This is a genomic window from Klebsiella sp. RHBSTW-00484 (genome assembly GCF_013705725.1).
Lineage (GTDB): Bacteria > Pseudomonadota > Gammaproteobacteria > Enterobacterales > Enterobacteriaceae > Klebsiella.
This window is the reverse complement of record NZ_CP055481.1, coordinates 1,733,970-1,757,576: the sequence shown is the minus strand read 5'-3', so window position 1 is coordinate 1,757,576 and position 23,607 is coordinate 1,733,970. Positions and strand designations below refer to the sequence as shown.

Sequence of the window (23,607 nt, the reverse complement as noted above, 5' to 3'; positions counted from 1 at the left end):
ATTAATGACCGGGTGAATATGATATTTGCAACGCCGCTAACGACGGCTAAACTCGCTGAACTTGCTGAACTTGCTTGCGGTCAGGGAACATTACGCCGCACAATCGGTCAAACTGGCACACCTACATTACAGGATTGAGGTTATGTTCAGGCAGTTGAAGAAAACGCTGGTGGCAACCGTCATAGCGTCGCTGACGCTGGGTTCGATATTACCTGCTTTTGCCGACTCCGCAGACACCCTGCCGGACATGGGCACCTCCGCAGGAAGCACGCTCTCCATTGGCCAGGAATTGCAGATGGGGGATTATTATGTACGCCAGCTGCGCGGTAGCGCACCGCTAATCAATGACCCGCTGCTGGTACAATACATTAACGGCTTAGGTATGCGTCTGGTTTCGCACGCCAATTCAGTGCGAACGCCGTTCCACTTTTATCTAATCAATAACGATCAAATTAACGCCTTTGCATTCTTCGGCGGTAACGTTGTGCTGCACTCGGCCCTTTTCCGCTATTCCGATAACGAAAGCGAGCTGGCGTCGGTCATGGCGCACGAAATTTCTCACGTCACCCAGCGCCACCTTGCCCGCGCGATGGAAGACCAAAAGCGTAACGCTCCGCTGACTTGGGTCGGCGCGCTGGGATCGATTCTTCTGGCGATGGCAAGTCCGCAGGCCGGGATGGCGGCGCTCACCGGGACCCTGGCGGGAACCCAGCAGGGAATGATCAGCTTTACCCGGCAAAACGAAGAAGAGGCCGACCGCATTGGTATTCAGGTTCTTCAGCGTTCTGGTTTCGATCCGCAGGCGATGCCGGCATTTATGGGCAAGCTGCTTGATGAATCGCGCTACTCTACTCGTCCGCCGGAAATGCTGCTGACGCACCCCCTGCCGGAAAGCCGTCTGTCCGACGCCCGCAACCGCGCAAACCAGATGCGTCCGGTCGTCGTCCAGTCCTCGGCTGACTTCTATCTGGCGAAAGCCCGTACGCTTGGCATGTACACCTCCGGCGACAACAAGCTGGGCAATGATCTGCTAAGCAGCTGGGAGAAAGGGAATATCCGCGAACAGCATGCCGCGCAATACGGTCGCGCCCTGCTGGCGATGGGCAACGACAATTACGCGCTGGCGAGCAAAACGCTGCAGCCGCTGCTGAGTGCTGATTCGCAAAACGCCTGGTATCTTGACCTGGCAACCGATATTGACCTTGGGCAGAAGAAAGCGACGGAGGCGATTAATCGCCTGAAAAGTGCCCGTGAGCTGCGAACCAATCCGGTGCTGCAATTAAACCTTGCCAACGCCTTGCTGGAAGGCGGGCAACCGGCAGAAGCGGCGAATATCCTAAATCGCTACACTTTTAATTATAAAGATGACGCCAACGGTTGGGATTTACTGGCGCAGGCGGAAGCCAAACTCGGCAATCGCGATCAGGAGCTGGCCGCACGGGCGGAAGGCATGGCGCTGGTTGGCCGACTCGATCAGGCCATTACGCTGCTCAGCAGCGCCAGCTCGCAGGTGAAATTAGGCAGTTTGCAACAGGCTCGCTACGATGCGCGCATCGATCAGCTGCGCCAGCTGCAAGAACGCTTCAAACCGTACCAGAAAATGTAAGGAGATCTCATGTCCGATACGGTCAAAATCTATCACAACCCTCGCTGCTCCAAGAGTCGCGACACATTAAGCCTGCTGAAAGCCAACGGCATCGATCCTGAAGTGGTGCTTTATCTGGAGACGCCGCCGGACGCCGCTACGCTGCGTCAGCTGCTGAAGATGTTGGGGATGGCCAGCGCTCGTGAATTGATGCGCCAGAAAGAAGATCTGTATAAATCGCTGGATCTCGCTAACCCACAACTTAGCGAAGATGCGCTAATCCAGGCGATGATCGACAATCCAAAGCTGATTGAACGGCCTATCGTAGTGAGCCACGGCGAAGCAAGAATCGGCCGCCCACCTGAGCAAGTTCTGGAAATTGTCAGCTAGAAGCAACGCGCCGTAACGGATTTGAACGTTGCGGCGCAGCCTAAAGCTTCAGGATTTCTTTCACGAACGGGATCGTCAATTTGCGCTGAGCGGTAATCGAGGCGTGATCCAACTGATCAAGAGTCATGAACAGCGAGCGCATTTCACGATCCAGCCGCTTAAGTAGAAAACGACACACATCTTCCGGCATCTCGAAGCCGCGCAATCTGGCACGCAGTTGTAGTGCCTGAAGCTTATCTTCATCTGATAGCGGCTGTAGCTTGTAGATTTGCCCCCAATCGAGGCGCGATGCCAGATCCGCCAGCCCCAGTTTGAGCTGGCGAGGAGGCCGATCGCCGGTAATCAGCAACCGAGTTTTGCCCGATTCAAGGATCCGGTTATAGAGATCGAAGATCGCCATTTCCCACAGTTCATCGCCCGCCACGCATTCAATATTATCGATGCAAACCAGCGATAGCTGCTCCATTCCGTCCAGCACTTCTGGCACAAACCACGTCCGTTTATCCAAAGGAACGTAGCCCACTGCGTCGCCACGTTGGGAGAGTTCCGCGCAGGCGGCGTGCAATAAATGGCTGCGCCCCGCCCCTTCGCGTGACCAGATATAGATGTATCCGCTATGTTCCTGCCGCAGCACGTTCTGAAGGGCAGCAAGAAGAGAAGGATTATCGCCCGGCCAGAAACTCGCGAAAGTTTCATCATCGGGAAGATACAGTGGCAAAGAGAGCTGTGCCGGTGCGTTCAGATGGACCTCAACATAGGCTTTCAGAAAAACGCGAAGAGTTTAGCACACAAATAGCTAAGGAGAGAACCGGGCGGGATCGCCGCCCGGTATAAGGATCAATGTTTTGCTTCTTCGCTATCCGCCGCGTCGAGGACAACCTCTTCCGGACGCAGAACGCTAATCAGTTTGAAGATCAGGCTCAGGCAGATACCCACGATGGTCGCCAGCGCCATACCTTTCAATTCTGCGGCACCAATATGCACCTTCGCACCGCTAACGCCGATGATCAGGATAACGGAGGTCAGAATCAGGTTCTGCGCTTTGTTGTAATCCACTTTTGATTCAATCAGCACGCGAATACCCGATGCGCCGATCACACCGTACAGCAGCAGAGACACGCCGCCCATGACCGGTAGCGGAATGATCTGGATTGCTGCCGCCAGCTTGCCAACGCAGGAGAGCAGAATCGCAATAATCGCCGCCCCACCAATAACCCAGGAGCTGTAAACGCGGGTAATCGCCATCACGCCGATATTCTCGCCGTAGGTGGTGTTCGGCGTGGAGCCAAAGAAGCCGGAGATCACCGTGGAGAGACCGTTGGCAAACATTGAACGATGCAGGCCCGGATCGCGGAGCAGATCTTTTTTGACAATATTCGCCGTCACGACTAAATGCCCAACGTGCTCGGCGATGACGACCAGCGCGGCAGGCAGAATGGTGAAAATCGCAAACCATTCAAAGCGCGGCGTGTAGAAGGTCGGCAGCGCGAACCAGTGAGCCTCAGCGATTGGCGTGGTATCGACAGCGCCCATCACAAAAGAGAGTGCGTAGCCCACCAGCACGCCGATCAAAATCGGGATAATCGCCATGAAACCGCGGAACAGCACCGAACCGAAGACCGTCACGCCCAGCGTCACCATCGAAATGATAATAGTCCTGGTATCTGGAGCTTGCCCGTCCGCAGGCAGCAGTCCGGCCATGTTCGCCGCAACGCCCGCCAGTTCCAGCCCGATAACCGCAACAATCGCGCCCATCGCCGCCGGGGGGAACATCACATCCAGCCAGCCGGTACCGGCTTTTTTGACAATAAAAGAGACGATGCAAAACAGCACGCCGCACATGATAAAGCCGCCGAGGGCAACTTCGTAGCCCAGCGGCAACAACAGCAGTACCGGGGAAATAAAGGCAAAGCTCGATCCAAGGTAAGCCGGGATTTTGCCTTTGCAGATGAAAAGATATAACAGCGTTCCGATGCCGTTAAACAGCAGTACCGTGGCCGGGTTGATATGAAACAGAACGGGCACCAGTACCGTTGCGCCAAACATGGCGAACAGATGTTGCAAACTAAGCGGGATTGTCTGTAAAAGCGGCGGTCTTTCACTCACCCCGATAGCACGGCGCGTCATGGCATTTTCCTCTGAGAGTCGTTTGTTGGTTGTTGTTGGTGTGTTTTATTCAAAAAAAAGCCGACTATCAAAGTCGGCTTTTTCTACTTCATCATTTATTTCGTACCAAAAATCTTATCGCCGGCATCGCCGAGCCCCGGAATAATGTATCCGTGCTCGTTAAGGCCCTGGTCAATTGATGCGGTGTACATTTCCACATCCGGATGCGCTTTCTCCAGCGCGGCGATACCTTCCGGCGCGGCCACCAGAACCAGCACCTTAATACTGGTGCAGCCCGCTTTTTTCAGCAGGTCGATAGTGGCGATCATTGAACCGCCGGTTGCCAGCATCGGGTCAACTACCAGCGCCATACGTTCGTCAATATTGGACACCAGCTTCTGGAAGTAAGGAACCGGCTCAAGGGTTTCTTCGTCACGATAGATGCCCACGACGCTGATACGCGCGCTCGGCACATGCTCAAGCACGCCTTCCATCATTCCCAGACCTGCGCGCAGGATCGGCACAACGGTAATTTTCTTACCTTTGATTTGCTCGACTTCTACCGGACCGTTCCAGCCTTCAATGGTGACTTTCTCGGTCGCCAGATCGGCAGTGGCTTCATAAGTCAGTAAGCTGCCCACTTCTGAGGCGAGTTCACGGAAGCGTTTGGTGCTGATGTCATGCTCGCGCATCAGGCCCAGCTTGTGTTTGACGAGTGGGTGTTTCACTTCCACGATCTTCATTCTCTTTCTCCTCTGAGGGGCAGCCACAAAAAAAATCGCCGGATTATACCGCCTTTTACCTTTTACGCCATAGCCGATATGTTTGACCGGGATCAACCAAAATGCTTTACGCTGCCTGAGCCAGTATAAGACAAAATAAAAAAACCCCGCGAACGCGGGGCTGGATGGGGCTTTGTGGCAATTTACAGCTTTTCGCCGTTGCTGCCGATAACTTGCTGATACCAGGCAAAAGATTTCTTGCGGCTACGCTCAAGCGTACCGTTGCCTTCATTGTCTTTATCAACATAGATAAAGCCGTAGCGTTTTTTCATCTCGCCAGTGCCCGCCGAGACCAGATCGATACAGCCCCACGGGGTGTAACCCATCAGGTCAACGCCGTCTTCAACAACTGCTTTTTTCATCTCGGCAATATGCGCAGAGAGGTAGTCGATACGATATTGGTCATTCACCGAGCCATCAGCCTCGCGCACGTCGATGGCGCCAAAACCGTTCTCAACGATAAACAGCGGCAGCTGGTAGTGATCCCAGAACCAGTTCAGGGAGTAGCGCAGCCCGACCGGGTCAATCTGCCAGCCCCAGTCCGACTTCTGCACGTACGGATTGGAAACCAGGCTGGTGGTTTCATCGTAATCCAGCTGCGGATTATCCTCAGTCGCTTTGGTGGCGAACGACATATAGTAACTAAAGCCGATATAGTCGACGCAGCCCTGAGTCAGCGCCGCGCGGTCTTCTTCGGTAATATCCAGCGCAAAACCGCGACGCTCGAAGTAGTTCAGCAGGTGCTGAGGATACTTGCCGCGCACGTGAACATCGGTGAACCAGTAGCGACGATGCATGGCGTTCATCGCCATCATCATATCGTTGGGCGCACAGCTCAGCGGGTAAATCGGGCACATGGCGATCATGCAGCCAATCTGCAATGTCGGGTTAATTTCGCGAGCCACTTTAACCGCCAGCGCGCTGGCTACCAGCTCATAGTGCGCCGCCTGATACATGACCGGCTCGCGGTCTTCGCCGGGCAGATACTTCAGTCCGGAGTTAGTAAATGGCGCAAAATCTTCGTGGAAGTTCGCCTGGTTGTTGATCTCGTTAAAGGTCATCCAGTACTTCACTTTATGCTGATAGCGGGTAAACACGACCTGCGCAAAGCGAACGAAGAAATCAATCAGCTTACGGTTACGCCAGCCGCCATATTCCGTCACCAGGTGGTACGGCATTTCAAAGTGGGAGAGCGTAATGACCGGTTCGATGCCGTGCTTTAGGCACTCATCAAAGAGATCGTCGTAAAACTGCAGTCCGGCTTCGTTCGGTTCCAGCTCATCGCCCAGCGGGAAGATACGCGTCCAGGCAATTGAGGTACGGAAGCATTTAAAGCCCATTTCGGCAAACAGCTGAATGTCATCTTTATAGCGATGGTAAAAATCAATCGCCTCATGGTTAGGGTAGTTTTTCCCCGGCTGCACGCCATCAGTGATTTCACGCGGCACGCCGTGCGCGCCTGCGGTCATCACATCGGCGACGCTGGCGCCTTTACCGCCCTCTTTCCAGCCGCCTTCCAACTGATGCGCTGCGACCGCACCGCCCCACAGAAAACCTTCTTTGAATCCAGACATGTTCTCTCCCTATCTATGCGCAGTCGCCGCTATGCGACCGATATTGCTGATTGAAATGGTAAACAGCGCCTACCAGCCCGGCGTCGTTGCCATGGCTGACGGTGTCGATATAGTCCGCAATGCCAAACCAGGCCAGATGTTCGCGCAGCAGCGCCAGAAAGCCCGGTCGTTCCACAATTCCGCCGCCGATTAAAATCGTTTGCGGGTCGAACACGTTGACGAGGTTATAAAGCCCGGTGCCGAGACCGTTAAAAAATTCGGAAACCAGACGCCGACAGGTGGCGTCGCCCGCATCGTAGCGGTCAAAAATTTCTTCACCGGTCACTTCATCCAGCGCTTTACCGATATGTTCAGCATAGCGATGGCGCAGAACGCGCAGTGTGCAGTTTTCATTCATCGAATAGCGCCGCACGTCGCGGGTACCGGGACGCGCCGTTTGCATATAGCCGAATTCACCGGCGCGAAAACGCGCACCATGCACCAGTTGGTTATTACAGAAAATCGCTCCGCCGATACCGGTGCCGATGGTCAGAACCAGGAAATTAGCCATTTCTGCGGCTTTGCCCTGCCAGCGCTCGGCCAGCAGCACACAGTTAGCGTCATTTTCAATGGCGACCGGCAAACGCACTTGCTCTTCAAGCCAGGTTTTAATGGCGAAATTATCAAATTTACGGATGGCGCCGCCCATTTCGATAAAGCCAGTGTGCGGATTCACGTAGCCGGGAGCGCTGATAGCCACCCCTTCACATTCTGGATGAGCAGCAATCCACGCCAGCATCGCCTGCAGAATCTGGTCGCCATCGCTGTCGCTTATTGACTGTTTACCTTTATCCAACAGCGCGCCTTCTCGGGTCATTACGCCCATTTTTAACGCCGTGCCACCAATATCAAACGCGGCAATTTTCATCCTCAACTCCCTTACTAAATCCCACCCAACTCACGGTTTATCTGTTATTGATAAAAAAGAAACCGGTTTCATTGGCATGATGGTGATTGTCTGGCTCAGTGGCAAGCAGAAGAATGTACCCGGTTTCATTTTCGTGAACAGTATCAAATTTGCGCACATAGCAACTGTTTTACGTCGACTGCAAAGCAGGCTCGCAAACGTTTGCTTTCCCTGTTAGAATTGCGCCGTTTTTTATTGCTACCGCAAACGCGTGGAGACTTCGCAGTGACCGATAAAACCTCTCTCAGCTATAAAGATGCCGGCGTAGATATTGATGCAGGCAACGCTCTCGTCGACCGTATTAAGGGCGTGGTGAAGAAAACCCGTCGCCCGGAAGTGATGGGTGGACTGGGCGGATTCGGCGCACTGTGCGCATTGCCGCAGAAGTACCGCGAGCCGGTGCTGGTTTCTGGAACTGACGGCGTCGGCACCAAGCTGCGTCTGGCGATGGATCTAAAGCGTCACGACACCATCGGTATCGATCTGGTCGCCATGTGCGTGAATGATCTGGTCGTTCAGGGTGCTGAGCCGCTGTTCTTCCTGGATTACTACGCGACCGGGAAACTGGATGTGGATACCGCAGCCAGCGTGATCAGCGGTATCGCCGAAGGTTGTTTGCAGTCCGGCTGCGCGCTGGTCGGCGGCGAAACGGCGGAAATGCCGGGTATGTATCATGGCGAAGATTACGACGTGGCGGGTTTCTGCGTCGGCGTGGTAGAAAAATCAGAAATTATCGACGGCAGCAAAGTGGCCGATGGCGATGTGCTGGTGGCTCTGGCCTCCAGTGGCCCGCACTCTAACGGTTACTCTCTGGTGCGTAAAATTATCGAAGTGAGCGGCGTTGACCCGCAAACTACCGATCTCAACGGTAAGTCGTTGGCGGATCACCTGCTGGCCCCGACCCGCATCTATGTGAAATCCATTCTCGACCTGATTGCTAACGTTGACGTTCACGCCATCGCCCACCTGACTGGCGGCGGTTTCTGGGAAAATATCCCGCGCGTCCTGCCGGACAACACTCAGGCAGTCATCGATGAGTCTTCATGGCAGTGGCCGGAAGTATTCAACTGGCTGCAAACTGCCGGTAACGTCAGCAGCCATGAGATGTATCGTACCTTTAACTGCGGCGTGGGCATGGTTATCGCCCTCCCTGCTGAAGCTGCTGACAAAGCCATCGCCTTCCTGAATGAGAAAGGTGAAAAGGCGTGGAAAATGGGTTATATCAAAGCCTCTGATTCCGAACAGCGTGTGGTCATTGAATGAAAAACATTGTGGTGCTGATTTCCGGCAACGGCAGTAATCTACAGGCCATTATTGACGCCTGCGCCCGGAAAAAAATCAACGGCACCCTGCGAGCAGTCTTCAGCAACAAGGCCGATGCGTTCGGCCTTGAGCGCGCGCGTGAGGCTAATATTCCGGCTCATGCGCTCACCGCCAGCGAGTTCGCCAATCGTGAAGCTTTCGATCGCGAACTGATGCATGAGATTGACGCTTATGCGCCGGATCTAGTGGTACTGGCAGGCTATATGCGCATTCTCAGCCCGGCGTTTGTCGCTCACTATCATGGGCGCCTGCTGAATATCCACCCTTCCCTGCTGCCAAAATACCCGGGCCTGCACACTCATCGCCAGGCGCTGGAAAATGGCGACGAGGAACATGGGACATCGGTGCATTTCGTCACTGACGAACTGGATGGCGGGCCGGTAATACTTCAGGCGAAGGTACCCGTTTTCGCCGAAGATACCGAAGATGAGATCACCGCTCGCGTCCAGGCTCAGGAGCACGATATCTATCCGCTGGTGGTCAGTTGGTTTGTCGATGGTCGTCTGCGTACCGATGGCAAAGAAGCCTGGCTCGACGAAATAAAGCTACCGCCCCAGGGCTACGCTGCCGAAGAATAACCCATCGCCCTGCGTTTTATCCATGCGGGGCTTTTTTTGATTAAAATCGTTTAGCAATCAATCATGTCGAAGAAATAGTTCTTCTTACTGTCATATTGTTGTGACACAGTGAATCGCTATGCGGAAAATTTCGTCATAATAGTCTATGTCCTGTGAGTAAAACGGAGTGTGAGTTGTAATGGGCCAGGAAAAGCTATACATCGAAAAAGAACTCAGCTGGTTGTCCTTTAACGAGCGCGTACTTCAGGAAGCGGCGGACAAAAGCAACCCGCTGATTGAGCGCATGCGTTTTTTGGGAATCTACTCCAACAACCTCGATGAATTTTATAAAGTGCGGTTCGCCGAGCTAAAGCGCCGCATCATCATCAGCGAAGAGCAAGGCAGTACCGCCCACTCTCGTCACCTGCTAGGCAAAATCCAGGCTCGTGTACTAAAGGCCGATCAGGAATTTGATGGTCTGTATAACGAGCTGCTGCTGGAAATGGCGCGTAACCAGATTTTCCTGATTAACGAACGCCAGCTCTCCGTCAACCAGCAGTCCTGGCTGCGCAATTACTTCAAGCTCTACCTTCGCCAGCATATTTCGCCGATCCTGATTAATCGTGAAACGGATCTGGTGCAATTTCTGAAAGATGATTACACCTATCTGGCGGTAGAGATCATCCGCGGGGATACTATCAATTACGCGCTGTTGGAAATTCCGTCAGATAAAGTTCCCCGTTTTGTGAACCTGCCGCCGGAAGCACCAAGACGCCGTAAGCCAATGATTTTGCTTGATAATATTCTGCGCTACTGTCTGGATGATATCTTTAAAGGCTTCTTCGATTACGACGCGCTGAATGCCTACTCGATGAAAATGACCCGTGATGCCGAATATGATTTGGTGCATGAGATGGAATCGAGCCTGATGGAACTGATGTCCTCCAGTCTGAAGCAGCGCCTGACCGCGGAACCGGTACGTTTTGTCTATCAGCGCGATATGCCTGACGCAATGGTCGAAATGCTGCGTGATAAGCTGTCTATTTCTAACTACGACTCCATGCTCCCGGGTGGACGCTACCACAACTTTAAAGACTTTATCGGCTTCCCAAATGTTGGCAAAGCCAATCTGGTCAACAAGCCGATGCCGCGCCTGCGTCATCTGTGGTTCGATAAGTTCCGCAACGGATTTGACGCGATTCGCGAACGCGACGTGCTGCTCTATTATCCGTACCACACCTTTGAACACGTGCTCGAACTGCTGCGTCAGGCCTCTTTCGACCCGAACGTATTGGCTATCAAAATCAACATCTACCGCGTGGCTAAAGATTCGCGGATTATTGATTCCATGATCCATGCCGCTCACAACGGCAAGAAAGTCACCGTGGTGGTAGAACTGCAGGCACGTTTCGACGAAGCGGCCAATATTCATTGGGCCAAACGTCTGACCGAAGCCGGCGTGCACGTGATCTTCTCGGCGCCTGGGCTGAAAATTCACGCCAAACTGTTCCTCGTTTCCCGTAAAGAGGGTGATGAAGTCGTCCGCTATGCGCATATCGGTACCGGCAACTTCAACGAAAAAACTGCGCGTCTTTACACCGACTATTCCTTACTGACCGCCGATGCGCGCATCACCAATGAAGTTCGTCGGGTATTTAACTTTATCGAAAACCCATACCGTCCGGTCAGCTTCGATTATCTGTTGGTTTCACCGCAGAACTCCCGTCGCCTGCTGTATGAAATGATCGACCGTGAAATCGCTAACGCGCAGAATGGTCTACCTTGCGGAATCTCCCTGAAGCTGAACAACCTGGTCGATAAAGGCCTGGTCGATCGCCTGTACGCTGCGTCAAGCTCCGGCGTGCCGGTTAATCTGCTGATTCGCGGCATGTGTTCTCTGATCCCTGGGCTAGAAGGTATCAGCGACAATATTCGCGTAACCAGTATCGTTGACCGCTTCCTTGAGCATGACCGCGTCTATTTCTTTGAAAATGGAGGCGATAAGCAGGTTTGGTTATCGTCTGCGGACTGGATGACGCGTAATATCGATTATCGTATTGAGGTCGCCGCGCCGCTGCTGGACCCAAGACTGAAACAGCGCGTGCTGGATATTTTCGATCTCTTGTTCAACGATACGGTCAAAGCACGCTATCTTGATAAAGAACTGAGTAATCGCTACGTGCCGCGCGGCAATCGCCGTAAAGTACGCGCGCAAACGGCGATTTACGACTATCTCAAATCACTCGAACAGCCCGACTAACCTATGCCAATAAACGAAAAAACCCCTCGGCCACAGGAGTTTGCTGCGGTCGACCTTGGTTCGAACAGTTTTCATATGGTGATCGCCCGCGTCGTTGACGGGGCAATGCAGATCATCGGTCGCCTTAAACAGCGGGTGCATCTGGCCGATGGTCTGGATGAAAACTCTGTGCTGAGCGAAGAGGCCATTACGCGTGGGCTGAACTGCCTGTCGCTATTTGCTGAACGCCTGCAGGGTTTTTCCCCCTCCAGCGTCTGCATCGTCGGGACGCACACGTTACGCCAGGCAGTAAACGCAGCTGAGTTCCTCAAGCGCGCAGAAAAGGTTATCCCCTATCCGATAGAGATAATCCCAGGCAACGAAGAAGCGCGCCTGATTTTTATGGGTGTTGAGCACACGCAACCAGAGCGAGGCCGTAAACTGGTTATCGATATCGGCGGCGGCTCTACCGAGCTGGTTATTGGCGAGGATTTCGAACCTCGCCTGGTGGAAAGCCGTCGCATGGGCTGTGTGAGCTTTTCCCAGGTCTATTTCCCTGGCGGTATTATCAGCAAAGAGAATTTCCAGCGCGCGCGCCTGTCGGCGGTACAGAAACTGGAAACGCTGGCCTGGCAGTTCCGCATTCAGGGCTGGAACGTCGCCCTCGGTGCCTCCGGCACCATTAAAGCTGCTCATGAAGTGCTGGTCGCTATGGGCGAGAAAGATGGCTTTATTACCCCTGAACGTCTCGAAATGCTGGTCGAAGAGCTGCTGAAATATAAAAATTTCGACTCTCTTAGCCTGCCGGGGCTTTCTGAAGACCGAAAAGCCGTTTTCGCGCCAGGCCTGGCTATTCTCTGCGGCGTGTTCGATGCGCTGGCGATTAAGGAACTGCGCCTGTCCGACGGTGCGCTGCGCGAAGGCGTTCTGTACGAAATGGAGGGACGTTTCCGCCATCAGGATATTCGTAGCCGCACCGCGCAAAGCCTGGCTAACCAGTACAATATCGACCGCGAACAGGCGCGTCGGGTGCTGGAGACAACCACGCATATGTTTGACCAGTGGCAGGAGCAGAACCCTAAGCTTGTCAACCCACATCTCGCGGCGCTACTGAAGTGGGCAACCATGCTGCACGAAGTCGGCTTAAACATTAACCATAGCGGCATGCATCGTCACTCGGCTTATATCCTGCAAAACAGCGACCTGCCGGGCTTTAATCAGGAACAGCAAATGCTGATGGCAACGCTGGTCCGCTATCACCGTAAAGCGATCAAGCTGGATGATTTGCCGCGTTTTACGCTGTTTAAGAAAAAGCAGTTTCTGCCGCTGATCCAGCTCCTGCGCCTCGGCGTGCTGCTGAATAATCAGCGTCAGGCGACGACAACGCCGCCGACCTTAACGCTGAAGACCGAAGCTAACCACTGGACGCTGGTTTTCCCCCATGACTGGTTCAGTCAAAATGCGCTGGTGCTGCTCGATCTGGAAAAAGAGCAGGAGTACTGGGAAGGCGTTCCGGACTGGTGGCTGAAGATTAGCGAAGAAGAACAGCCTGATATAGCGCCATAACCCACCTCATATGGGCCGGACTGACCGGCCCATTCAATGATGTTCAACCGTCGGCAAGTCGCTCAAGCGGTGCGGGTTTACCGATATCGTAGCCCTGCATATAATCGATTCCCAGCGAAATCACCGCCTGGCGAATCTCCGCCGTTTCAACATATTCCGCCACCACCTGCATATTTTTCATTCGTGCCAGAAGACAAATGGATGCGACAGCCTGATAGTCCAGGCTGCTGGTCAGCAGATTACGAATAAAGCTACCGTCTATTTTCAGCAGATCAGCATTCATTGTTTTTAGCCGCGCATAGCTGGCATAACCGGTACCAAAGTCATCAATGGCCACGCGACAGCCCATATCCTGCAAGTGCGCCAGGGTTTGTCGCGCCTGCTCAGGATTAGTCAGCGAATGGTTCTCGGTCAACTCAAAAATAATCTGCCAGGGTTCGATATCATAACGTTCCAGCAGCGCTTTTACCTGATGATGAAAATGGCTATTACTCACTGAAAAAGGCGAGATATTAATCGCCAGGCGCATCCCCGGCAGCTTCTTGCGCTGCTTGTCCATAAAGATGAGCGTATGCTCCAGAACCCAGCTATCAATGCGCGCAGAGAGGCCAAACTCATGCGCTACCGGTAAAAAAACGTCCGGCATGATTATCTTATCGCTGTCATCCAGCATTCGGAGTAAGACTTCATGATAACTATCACCACGAATGCCAACGATCGGTTGCGCCATCAGGATAAACCGATCCTGCTCCAGCGCCTTCACCAGCAGGTTCATCATCGTGACTTTGTCTTTCAGCTCTTGCTGCAAATTAATGGCGCCACGGCGCTGCAGATTCTCTGGATTTCCGGTCACCAGAGAAAGGTCGGCTGCACTATTAAGTTCACCAAGTAGTAAATGCAGATGAACCACCGGGGAGCGAACGTTGCAATAGCTAAACCCCACCGGGGGCTGCAGTGGCATACCATTCCAGACAAAACGAAACTTTTTGAGATGCTCATACAACAGGGGAATTCGCTGCTGGTGGTCTTCACTGTTGAGGCGGATCACCAGCTCATGCCCGGCCATCTGATAGACATCCTCCCCCGGCATCAATAACTCGCCAAGAGACTCAGCCAGATGCTGCTTGTATTGAATACGCAACAGAACGCCGTAATGGCGGCCTAATATTTCCAGCTCAGGAATGCGTAAGAGGCACAGCACTGACCAGGGTGAACGATTCAACTCGCGGCCCAACGCCCGCAAATTGGGCAAGTGAACAACCGGGTCCAGGAAAGCCATTCGGCGCACGCGAGCGTAGATAGCCCTCTGCTGAGTCGCCAACATCGCCATATACGCAATAATAAAAGAGAACACCAGATAGCTGGAGGAAGTGATGGCTAACTGATTATTGTAAATCGGAGACAGCGGCAAATATCTATAATGAAAATGAATAATAACAATCAAAACAGGAGACCAAACCAATGAAACGAAACGATAACCAAAGCGCATCGCCCCCCATAACATCACCGGCATAAGTAATGACAACGTATAGTTTGTGCTAAAAATAGTACTCGAACTGTTCAATGGCATTAATAGTAATACGAGTAATATTAACAATACCGCTGCCCATAAAACGATCTCAAAGCGTTTTATTTTTGGATCGATCTGCAGGCGAATCTGAGAAATAAATCCACGAATATAGAGTGGATTTCGGATAATTCGAATCAAGAAATAGCACAATGGTATGCCGGTTAGACACCCCGCCATCAATGCCTGAAAAGTGATTAACGTACGTAAACTAAAAGGATTTATCCCCAGCAGCCCCGTGGCACGAGGGTGAATACCAAGATATTCGGCAAGCTGAGAAAGAACCAGAAAAATCAGCGATGGCAGCAGCATTTGCCAGAACAGTCGGTGGGGCATCAGTCCGACATTACCGTGAGAGATTTGCTGCCTGCGCGGCACGAAAATGCGATAACCACCCCAGCACAGCACCGTCGGAATAAGGAAATGGAAAATCACGCCGACGGAATCTTCCAGCGTCATGCCACGAGTAATGGAGCACAACAGGCCAATGACGATCCCCGGCAACGCAGCCCAGCCAAAAAAAAGCATCAGGCTAAGGACTAATCCCAGAGGCAAATAGTAAAGAGAAACGTCATTACCATTCAGCACAGCAACGGTATTGGCCCATCTTGATATAGGAAGCAAAAACGTGGGTAGAACGAGCGGTAGCGCCCACCATTTATCCCGATATTGCCTGTAAAGTTTAATTAAGCTCATAGATGCTCAACAGATAACCCTAAATCCTGCAGGGTATATTCAGGCAGGCATCCGACCAACCATCATAATCGCGCCAAAAATAATAACGCGGAACTGGCTGGAGATTTTAGTTATCAGAGAGAACAGGCGATTGATATAAATCAAAAAATCACGCAGCTAATATTAATAAAGCTTATTTTTTAGCACTCAAACGCCATAAGCAGAAAGCATGTAAATACGACAATCATCTTATATAACATTAAGTAATGTTTTGACCGTCGGATTTTTACATCCGCATCAATTGACCCCACCGCTTTCCTGTGCCTTAATACGCATATCGCCCGCCCTGCGGGTATACTTCAAGGAACCTTTTGTGAGTCAGGCACCCAGTATGCGTAAACGACATCGATTTAACCGTCGCATGACCCGTATCGTACTGCTAATCAGCTTTATCTTCTTTTTTGGACGTTTTGTCTACTCCTCTATCGGCGCCTGGCATCATCATCAGGACAAGAAACAATCACAACAATCGACTATCACCGTTGAGCCGTCAGCCCCGTCGGACGCCCCCGTACGAAAATAAGCGCACGGTGTACCCAACTATCGGTTGCCCACTTGATGTAGTAAACGCAGCATCTCAGCAATTCCCTTGCTGATGACTTTATCCTGCCGCATAACCACACCTAACTGACGATGCAGCAGCGGGGTCAACGATTGAACATTTAAGCCGACGCGATCCTGTGGATGCTCTACCGCCATTCGCGGCACAATACTGAACCCCAGCCCCGCACGCACCATGCGTTTAATCGCCTCAATGCTGCCTAACTGCATCACTGGCACGACCATCAGTCCATTAGTGCGAAACCAACCGTCAATCAGATCCCGGGTTCCACTCCCCACTTCAAAAGCAATTAGCGGCAATGATTGCAGAATCTCTGGTGTCAGACGCGATGGCAACTCGTCCTGCCCATCGCTGAAAATACACACAAACTCTTCATCTAAAACCGGCGTCACCGCCAGACTGCGTCCGTTTGCCGGCAGCGTACACAGTCCCAGGTCAAGCCGGTTCTCCTCAATAGCGCGGACCACCTCCAGAGTATTGCCGACCGTGACCCTAACCGTCAGCAAAGGATGATCCTGATGCAGCTTCTGCAGTAGTGGAGGTAAAAGGTGGATACAGGCAGTTGCTCCGGAGCCTAGCGATATTGATCCACTGATTTCGCGGCTAAATTCACTAACTGATTGCACCGCCGCGCTCACCGCCAGTTCAATCTGCTCGCTGTGCGCCAGCAAGGCAATTCCGGCCGCCGTCGCTTTAATGCCGCGCCCGGTTCGTTCAATCAATCGCGTCTGTAGAAACTGCTCCAGCTGACGCACCTGCAGGCTTACTGCGGGCTGCGATAATCCCAGAACATCAGCAGCGGCGGAGAAGCTCCCACGCTGTACCACCAGACGAAACGTCGCCAGATTTCCCAGATTGAGCATCATCATCACAAAGTTTCTCTTATAGGGGTCATAAACGAACTGGCCTGCCTGCACAATGGCTTGCAGGGTATGCTGCCGACAACAGCGTAACAGAATGGAAGATGATGAAAACACCTGAAAAATCACTCTCCGCACCAGGCTTTGTCACCCTTGCCGCCGGATGCAATCAACTGATCAACTGGGGGATATCGTTTTATATGCCCGGTACTTTCGCCAGGGCTATTGCCCAGGACACCAACTGGGCCGCAACGCAAATCTACCTGGGCCTGACTATTGCGATGTTGATGATGGCGCTAACCTCTCCGTTTATCGCTCGACTACTGGCCCGCTTTGGCGGCCAACGGGTGGTTATCTCCGGCACGTTGATGATCTCAACGGGTTGCCTCATCATGGCAAATATTCACGGCCTGACGAGCTGGTTCGCCGCCTGGATATTGACAGGTATCGGCATGCGACTGGCGCTGTACGACACGATGTTCGCTGCGCTGGTGAATCTTTACGGACAGCGTGCCAGGCTCACGATCTCACGCGTGACTCTGGCCGGAGGATTGGCCTCGGCTCTTTTCTGGCCATTCGGAACATGGCTACTGACGCAGATGGACTGGCGGCATGCTCTGCAGATCTATGCCCTTTTTGGTCTGGTTAGTGCCGTGCTGTTGTGGGCTATGCCGAATCATAAACTCCCCTCGCCAATACGGAGAAAACCACACAATCCGATTTCCCGCCACGATCGGCGCCCAGCTCTGCTGTATGCATCTCTCATTGCGCTGGTCACCTTTGTCTCTAACGGCACTTCAACACACTTACCGGAGTTTATTGCCAGCTATGGGCTTCCGGTTGCCGTGGGAATGCTCTGGGGGATTGGGCAAACCGGCGCGCGCTTTCTCGAAGTAGCGTCCGGTTCAACATTAACGCCATTGAGGCTAACACTATTGACCACCATGCTAATGCCGCTCTGCTTTGTACTTGGCCTGAGCGGACCTTATCTGTCCTGGGCGGCCGGTGGGTTCGTACTGGGCTATGGCGCAATTAACGGTTTGACAACCGTATTTAAAGCAACGCTGCCGTTACAACTTTTTGCCGCCGAGGATTACGCCCATCGCACTGGCATTCTGTTAATTCCCGCGCAGCTGTTAGCAGCCGTATCGCCTTTTACCTATGCGTGGCTTAATCATCATCTTGGAATTCAGGGAAGCTTAGCGGTTTCCGCAGCACTGGCGCTGATAGTGGTAGGGTTGGCAGTATCGATTGCATTCAACCAACATATAAAATTGCCGCTAACGGCTGGCAAGCGATCGTGAACAGCGAGGATAAAAAACCCTCTTTTCAAAGAGGGTTTTAGTTAGCAAAAATTTAGCTATTACGAAGGGAAATTATTCCCACTCAATAGTCGCTGGCGGCTTACCGCTGATGTCATACACCACGCGGGAAATGCCGTTGACTTCATTGATGATACGGTTAGACACGCGGCCTAAGAAGTCGTACGGCAGATGCGCCCAGTGCGCAGTCATAAAGTCGATGGTTTCGACAGCGCGCAGGGAAACCACCCAGTCGTACTTACGGCCATCGCCCATGACGCCGACGGAGCGAACTGGCAGGAACACGGTGAACGCCTGGCTTACTTTGTTGTACAGGTCAGCTTTGTGCAGCTCTTCGATGAAGATGGCATCAGCGCGACGCAGCAGATCGCAGTACTCTTTCTTCACTTCGCCCAGCACGCGCACGCCAAGACCCGGTCCCGGGAACGGATGACGGTACAGCATGTCGTACGGTAGGCCCAGCTCGAGACCAATCTTACGCACTTCATCTTTGAACAGCTCACGCAGCGGTTCAACGAGGCCCATCTTCATCTCTTTCGGCAAACCGCCCACGTTGTGGTGAGATTTAATGACGTGTGCTTTACCGGTTGCGGATGCCGCAGACTCAATGACGTCAGGGTAGATAGTCCCCTGGGCCAGCCACTTCACATCTTCCAGTTTCAGCGCTTCTTCGTCGAAGACTTCAACAAAGACGCGACCGATAATTTTACGCTTCGCTTCCGGGTCATTTTCGCCTTTCAGCGCGCTCAGGAAACGTTCTTCGCCTTCAACATGAACGATATTCAGGCCGAAACGATCGCCGAACATGTCCATCACCTGCTGAGCCTCGTTCAGGCGCAGCAGGCCGTTATCAACGAATACACAGGTCAGGTTTTTACCAATAGCGCGGTGCAGCAACATCGCGGTAACGGAAGAGTCCACACCGCCGGACAGGCCGAGGATCACTTTATCGTCGCCAACCTGCTGACGAATACGCTCAATAGCATCTTCGATAATTTTTGCCGACGTCCACAGCGCTTCACACTGGCAGATCTCAAGCACAAAGCGCTCAAGCATACGCAAACCCTGACGGGTGTGAGTCACTTCTGGGTGGAACTGCACGCCGTAGAAACGCTTCTCTTCGTTAGCCATAATGGCAAACGGGCAGGTTTCGGTGCTGGCAACGGTGACGAAGTCAGACGGGATGGCGGTCACTTTATCGCCGTGGCTCATCCAGACGTCCAGCATAGCCTTACCATCTGCGCTCAGCGCATCTTCAATGTCGTGGATCAGCGCGCTATCGGTCTGAACTTCAACCTGCGCATAGCCAAATTCGCGCTCATTAGAGGCTTCAACGTGGCCGCCCAGCTGCATCGCCATGGTCTGCATGCCGTAGCACACGCCAAATACCGGTACGCCAGCTTCAAACACATACTGCGGCGCGCGCGGACTGTTATTTTCAGTGGTACTTTCCGGGCCGCCGGAAAGAATAATGCCGTTAGGGTTGAACTCACGAATTTGAGCTTCAGTGACGTCCCATGCCCACAGTTCGCAATAGACACCTAATTCACGAACGCGACGCGCCACCAGTTGGGTGTACTGAGAACCGAAGTCCAGAATAAGAATACGATGTTTATGAATGTTATCCGTCATTGACGATAATTCCGAGGCAAGTGATACAGGTTAAATAAATCGCCCGGCGCATGGCCGGGCGAAGAAAATCAGGAGCCCATGCGGTAGTTAGGCGATTCCTTGGTGATCGTCACGTCGTGAACGTGGCTCTCCTGGATACCCGCGCCGCTGATGCGCACGAATTCCGCTTTGGTCCGTAGGGTGTCGATGGTACCACAACCGGTCAGACCCATACAGGAGCGCAAGCCGCCCATCTGCTGGTGAATGATCTCTTTCAGGCGACCTTTATAAGCGACGCGACCTTCGATACCTTCCGGTACCAGTTTGTCGGCGGCGTTATCGGTCTGGAAGTAGCGGTCAGAAGAGCCTTTGGACATCGCGCCAAGGGAACCCATACCGCGGTAAGATTTGTAAGAACGACCCTGATAGAGTTCGATTTCGCCCGGAGACTCTTCGGTACCGGCCAGCATGGAGCCAACCATTACGGCAGCAGCGCCTGCGGCAATCGCTTTGGCGATATCGCCAGAGAAACGGATTCCGCCGTCGGCAATAACCGGAATACCGGTGCCTTCCAGCGCTTCAACCGCGTCAGAAACGGCGGTAATCTGCGGAACGCCCACGCCAGTCACGATGCGAGTCGTACAAATGGAACCTGGGCCGATACCCACTTTGACCGCGCTGCAGCCCGCTTCTGCCAGGGCACGTGCGCCCGCGCCGGTCGCCACGTTACCGCCGATGATTTGCAGGTCAGGATATTTAGCGCGAGTATCACGGATACGCTGCAACACACCTTCAGAATGACCATGGGAAGAGTCGATCAGCAGAATGTCAACGCCCGCAGCAACCAGCGCATCAACGCGCTCTTCGTTACCTGCACCCGCACCAACCGCCGCGCCTACGCGCAGGCGACCATGCTCATCTTTACAGGAGTTTGGCTTACGTTCTGCTTTCTGGAAGTCTTTAACGGTGATCATGCCGCGCAGATGGAAGCTGTCATCAACAACTAGCGCTTTCTCAACACGTTTTTCGTGCATTTTGGCAAGCACTACTTCGCGGGTTTCACCTTCACGCACGGTGACCAGGCGCTCTTTCGGCGTCATATAAACGCTGACTGGCTGGTTCATGTCAGTAACGAAACGCACGTCACGACCGGTGATGATACCAACCAATTCATTGTCTTCAGTCACTACCGGATAACCGGCAAAACCGTTGCGTTCGGTCAGCTCTTTGACTTCACGCAGAGTGGTTGTCGGCAGGACAGTCTGCGGGTCGGAAACCACGCCGGATTCATGTTTTTTCACACGCTTAACTTCTTCAGCCTGGCGCTCAATGGACATGTTTTTATGAATAAAGCCGATGCCGCCTTCCTGTGCCAGGGCAATCGCCAGACGCGCTTCAGTCACGGTATCCATTGCAGCGGAAAGCATAGGAATGTTCAGACGAATAGTTTTCGTCAGTTGAGTGCTGAGATCGGCGGTATTTGGCAAAACGGTTGAATGTGCTGGAACGAGGAGGACGTCGTCAAACGTCAGGGCTTCTTTAGCGATACGTAGCATGGGCAATATCTCGACCTGGGTGGATAAATATTGCCGTGGCATTATACAGAGCGTAACCGATTGCATCTACCCTTTTTTGAAAATAATACTTGCGCTCCCCTCTCAGCAGGTTACTATCGACTGAATAACCTGCTGATTTAAAATTTGATCTTGCTCACATGTTGCCATCTCAATCCCCCTCAATTTACACGGTTAGCCGCCTAAACCAGTCGGTTCGTTTGCTGCTGGAACGTGAAATGGGTCAGGTGTGGATTAGCGGCGAGATCTCGAATTTCAGTCAGCCCTCTTCAGGTCACTGGTACTTCACTTTAAAAGACGATAACGCCCAGGTTCGCTGCGCGATGTTCCGCAACAGCAACCGCCGCGTGACGTTTCGTCCGCAGCATGGGCAACAGGTGCTGGTTCGCGCCAACATTACGTTGTATGAACCGCGCGGTGATTATCAAATCATCGTCGAAAGCATGCAGCCTGCGGGTGAAGGCCTGCTTCAGCAGAAATATGAACAGCTTAAGGCAGCCTTGGCTGCGGAAGGGCTGTTCGATCAACAGCATAAACAAGCACTCCCCGCTCCAGCACACTGTGTCGGCGTCATTACGTCGAAAACCGGGGCCGCGCTGCACGATATTTTACACGTACTTAAGCGTCGCGATCCCTCTCTGCCGGTGATTATCTACCCGACCGCCGTTCAGGGCGATGATGCGCCAGGACAAATCGTTCGCGCCATTGAGCTTGCCAACGCACGTAATGAATGCGATGTGTTAATTGTCGGGCGCGGAGGCGGTTCACTGGAAGATTTGTGGAGCTTTAACGACGAACGGGTAGCCCGGGCTATTTTTGCCAGTCGTCTTCCAGTAGTCAGCGCTGTGGGTCATGAAACCGATGTGACCATTGCTGATTTTGTCGCCGATCTGCGCGCGCCAACGCCTTCCGCAGCCGCAGAGATTGTCAGCCGTAATCAGCAGGAGCTACTGCGCCAGCTACAATCCGGGCAGCAACGTCTGGAGATGGCGATGGACTACTTCTTTGCCAACCGGCATCGTCGCTTTACCCAGATTTTTCATCGCTTGCAGCAACAGCATCCCCAGCTACGCCTGGCCCGTCAGCAAACAGAGCTGGAAAGATTGCGTCAGCGCATGCGTTTCGCTCTTGAGACGCAGATAAAACGCGCCGACCAGCGCCAGCAGCGTGCCACGCAACGCCTGAATCAACAAAACCCACAGCCGCGTATTCATCGCGCCCAAAGCCGTATTCAGCAACTGGAATACCGGCTGGCGGAAAACATCCGAGCCCGTTTAAGCGATCAGCGCGAGCGCTTTGGTAATATGGTGACTCATCTGGAAGCCGTTAGCCCACTGGCGACCCTAGCCCGCGGCTATAGCGTAACGTCCTCCAGCGACGGCAAAGTCCTGAAGCAAACCAAACAGGTACACGAGGGGGATTTACTCACTACCCGCCTCAACGACGGCTGGGTAGAGAGCGAGGTAAAAACGGTGACATCCGTGAAGAAAACCCGGGCGAAGAAAAAGTAACATCGATTACTCTACAGCCACCCACTCCACGCGTTTTTTCGAAATCAGTCCGTGTCCGTTCTGGCAAAAATAATCTACCGCGCCACAAGCTTTTAAAACTTCCAGCGGCTTGTGGCAGTCCGGGCAGCGTGCTTCCACAATAAAATCTTTAGCACAACGATCGCAGTGCGCGATATTGGCTTGTACATCAAGCGGCGTATGGCAAACAGGGCAATTAAATTCCATGGTGACTCCTGACGACGTTTATATTCCGTCATTTTATCACGTTTGCAGCGAGTGGGGACCGAGCAACTGTTGTTGCAACTGGAGGATCATTAATAACAAACAGGCTATCCGTCCACCGCCGAGCTACCGAGTTTCGTTTTATTCACCCTGCATGCTGAATCGCGACTGAGAAAACGCATCATAGATTTTCTCATTGGTAAACGGCGCAAAGGTGGCCCGTTTAGCGGCATCAACCAGCGCGGCACAATATTGTTTGTTACCTTCACTTGTTGTGATGCTATTCAGTTGTCCATCGTAGCTAAAACTCACGTGTATCCTGCATTTTTTGCCCGTCCATCCGTAGCGATCGGGTAGCTGGGACTCTATAGACTCTTTAATCGCCCTCGCCTGCCTGCCATACTCATCTTTGTCAGTGAAACGCCCAGAACTGCAGTCCCCAAGCGCTGTTGTTTTATGGCAATCCGAAGGATGAAGCGGCACACAGCCGCTGGTAAAGATGACCAAAATACCTATTATTATCTTTTTCATATCCCTGTTCCTGATTCCTTCTTTTAAATGATTCTCCAAATATT

Annotated in this window: 19 protein-coding genes and 1 pseudogene; 9 read left to right on the top strand and 11 right to left on the bottom strand. The window is 52.9% G+C overall.

Annotation, left to right across the window (positions count from 1 at the left end):
• Nucleotides 1-142 precede the first annotated feature (142 nt).
• Together bepA and arsC are read left to right on the top strand one after the other, a co-directional pair.
• Nucleotides 143-1,606 carry a beta-barrel assembly-enhancing protease gene (bepA, locus tag HV213_RS08440; protein ID WP_181485353.1) on the top strand — a complete coding sequence of 488 codons (1,464 nt, stop codon included), beginning with the start codon at nt 143-145 and terminating at the stop codon, nt 1,604-1,606.
• A 9-nt stretch (nt 1,607-1,615) separates the two neighbouring features.
• Nucleotides 1,616-1,975: an arsenate reductase (glutaredoxin) gene (arsC, locus tag HV213_RS08435; protein WP_110272144.1), complete on the top strand. Its 360-nt coding sequence runs from the start codon at nt 1,616-1,618 to the stop codon at nt 1,973-1,975.
• 40 nt (nt 1,976-2,015) lie between these two features.
• On the opposite strand, the gene HV213_RS08430 is transcribed toward arsC, so the two are convergent.
• The 5 genes from HV213_RS08430 to bglK form a co-directional block, all read right to left on the bottom strand.
• Nucleotides 2,016-2,717 carry a DnaA inactivator Hda gene (locus tag HV213_RS08430; protein ID WP_220022280.1) on the bottom strand — a complete coding sequence of 234 codons (702 nt, stop codon included), beginning with the start codon at nt 2,715-2,717 and terminating at the stop codon, nt 2,016-2,018.
• Nucleotides 2,718-2,812: 95 nt separating this feature from the next.
• A complete protein-coding gene (gene uraA / locus HV213_RS08425; RefSeq protein WP_181485351.1) occupies nt 2,813-4,102 on the bottom strand; it encodes a uracil permease in 1,290 nt (429 codons plus the stop codon).
• Nucleotides 4,103-4,197: 95 nt separating this feature from the next.
• Nucleotides 4,198-4,824: a uracil phosphoribosyltransferase gene (gene upp, locus HV213_RS08420; RefSeq protein WP_110272141.1), complete on the bottom strand. Its 627-nt coding sequence runs from the start codon at nt 4,822-4,824 to the stop codon at nt 4,198-4,200.
• A 182-nt stretch (nt 4,825-5,006) separates the two neighbouring features.
• Nucleotides 5,007-6,437 (bottom strand): 6-phospho-beta-glucosidase, encoded by a 1,431-nt coding sequence (locus HV213_RS08415; protein WP_181485350.1) that lies wholly within the window; start codon nt 6,435-6,437, stop codon nt 5,007-5,009.
• A 13-nt stretch (nt 6,438-6,450) separates the two neighbouring features.
• Complete coding sequence (bglK, locus tag HV213_RS08410) at nt 6,451-7,344, bottom strand: beta-glucoside kinase BglK (RefSeq protein WP_181485348.1); 894 nt, start codon at nt 7,342-7,344, stop codon at nt 6,451-6,453.
• 264 nt (nt 7,345-7,608) lie between these two features.
• Here bglK and purM point away from each other — a divergent pair, with 264 nt between their 5' ends.
• The 4 genes from purM (at nt 7,609) to ppx (ending at nt 13,068) form a co-directional block, all read left to right on the top strand.
• Complete coding sequence (gene purM, locus HV213_RS08405) at nt 7,609-8,646, top strand: phosphoribosylformylglycinamidine cyclo-ligase (RefSeq protein ID WP_112215485.1); 1,038 nt, start codon at nt 7,609-7,611, stop codon at nt 8,644-8,646.
• A complete protein-coding gene (gene purN, locus HV213_RS08400) occupies nt 8,643-9,284 on the top strand; it encodes a phosphoribosylglycinamide formyltransferase (RefSeq protein ID WP_110272136.1) in 642 nt (213 codons plus the stop codon). The genes purM and purN overlap by 4 nt, the downstream gene beginning before the upstream one ends.
• A 178-nt stretch (nt 9,285-9,462) precedes the next feature.
• On the top strand, nt 9,463-11,523 hold the full coding sequence (gene ppk1 / locus HV213_RS08395; RefSeq protein ID WP_110272135.1) for a polyphosphate kinase 1: 2,061 nt from the start codon (nt 9,463-9,465) through the stop codon (nt 11,521-11,523).
• Between the two features lie 3 nt (nt 11,524-11,526).
• Nucleotides 11,527-13,068 (top strand): exopolyphosphatase, encoded by a 1,542-nt coding sequence (gene ppx / locus HV213_RS08390; RefSeq protein WP_181485347.1) that lies wholly within the window; start codon nt 11,527-11,529, stop codon nt 13,066-13,068.
• Between the two features lie 43 nt (nt 13,069-13,111).
• Here the strand turns inward: ppx and HV213_RS08385 are convergent, their stop codons facing one another.
• Nucleotides 13,112-15,331 carry an EAL domain-containing protein gene (locus tag HV213_RS08385; protein WP_181485346.1) on the bottom strand — a complete coding sequence of 740 codons (2,220 nt, stop codon included), beginning with the start codon at nt 15,329-15,331 and terminating at the stop codon, nt 13,112-13,114.
• A 370-nt stretch (nt 15,332-15,701) separates the two neighbouring features.
• On the opposite strand from HV213_RS08385, the gene HV213_RS08380 reads away from it, so the two are divergent.
• On the top strand, nt 15,702-15,893 hold the full coding sequence (locus HV213_RS08380; RefSeq protein ID WP_181486365.1) for a YfgG family protein: 192 nt from the start codon (nt 15,702-15,704) through the stop codon (nt 15,891-15,893).
• Between the two features lie 17 nt (nt 15,894-15,910).
• On the opposite strand, the pseudogene HV213_RS08375 reads toward HV213_RS08380, so the two are convergent.
• Nucleotides 15,911-16,827: pseudogene (locus tag HV213_RS08375) on the bottom strand (LysR family transcriptional regulator).
• 72 nt (nt 16,828-16,899) lie between these two features.
• On the opposite strand from HV213_RS08375, the gene HV213_RS08370 reads away from it, so the two are divergent.
• Complete coding sequence (locus tag HV213_RS08370; protein ID WP_181486363.1) at nt 16,900-18,096, top strand: MFS transporter; 1,197 nt, start codon at nt 16,900-16,902, stop codon at nt 18,094-18,096.
• Nucleotides 18,097-18,168: 72 nt separating this feature from the next.
• On the opposite strand, the gene guaA is transcribed toward HV213_RS08370, so the two are convergent.
• Both guaA and guaB read right to left on the bottom strand, forming a co-directional pair.
• Nucleotides 18,169-19,746, bottom strand: a complete 1,578-nt coding sequence (gene guaA / locus HV213_RS08365; RefSeq protein ID WP_181485345.1) for a glutamine-hydrolyzing GMP synthase — start codon at nt 19,744-19,746, stop codon at nt 18,169-18,171.
• Between the two features lie 68 nt (nt 19,747-19,814).
• Nucleotides 19,815-21,281 carry an IMP dehydrogenase gene (gene guaB, locus HV213_RS08360; protein WP_110272117.1) on the bottom strand — a complete coding sequence of 489 codons (1,467 nt, stop codon included), beginning with the start codon at nt 21,279-21,281 and terminating at the stop codon, nt 19,815-19,817.
• 158 nt (nt 21,282-21,439) lie between these two features.
• Here guaB and xseA point away from each other — a divergent pair, with 158 nt between their 5' ends.
• Nucleotides 21,440-22,810, top strand: a complete 1,371-nt coding sequence (gene xseA, locus HV213_RS08355; protein WP_181485344.1) for an exodeoxyribonuclease VII large subunit — start codon at nt 21,440-21,442, stop codon at nt 22,808-22,810.
• 6 nt (nt 22,811-22,816) lie between these two features.
• Here the strand turns inward: xseA and HV213_RS08350 are convergent, their stop codons facing one another.
• Both HV213_RS08350 and HV213_RS08345 read right to left on the bottom strand, forming a co-directional pair.
• A complete protein-coding gene (locus HV213_RS08350) occupies nt 22,817-23,035 on the bottom strand; it encodes a zinc ribbon domain-containing protein (RefSeq protein WP_181485343.1) in 219 nt (72 codons plus the stop codon).
• A 138-nt stretch (nt 23,036-23,173) separates the two neighbouring features.
• Nucleotides 23,174-23,563 carry a cell envelope integrity TolA C-terminal domain-containing protein gene (locus tag HV213_RS08345; protein ID WP_181485342.1) on the bottom strand — a complete coding sequence of 130 codons (390 nt, stop codon included), beginning with the start codon at nt 23,561-23,563 and terminating at the stop codon, nt 23,174-23,176.
• Between the last annotated feature and the right edge of the window lie 44 nt (nt 23,564-23,607).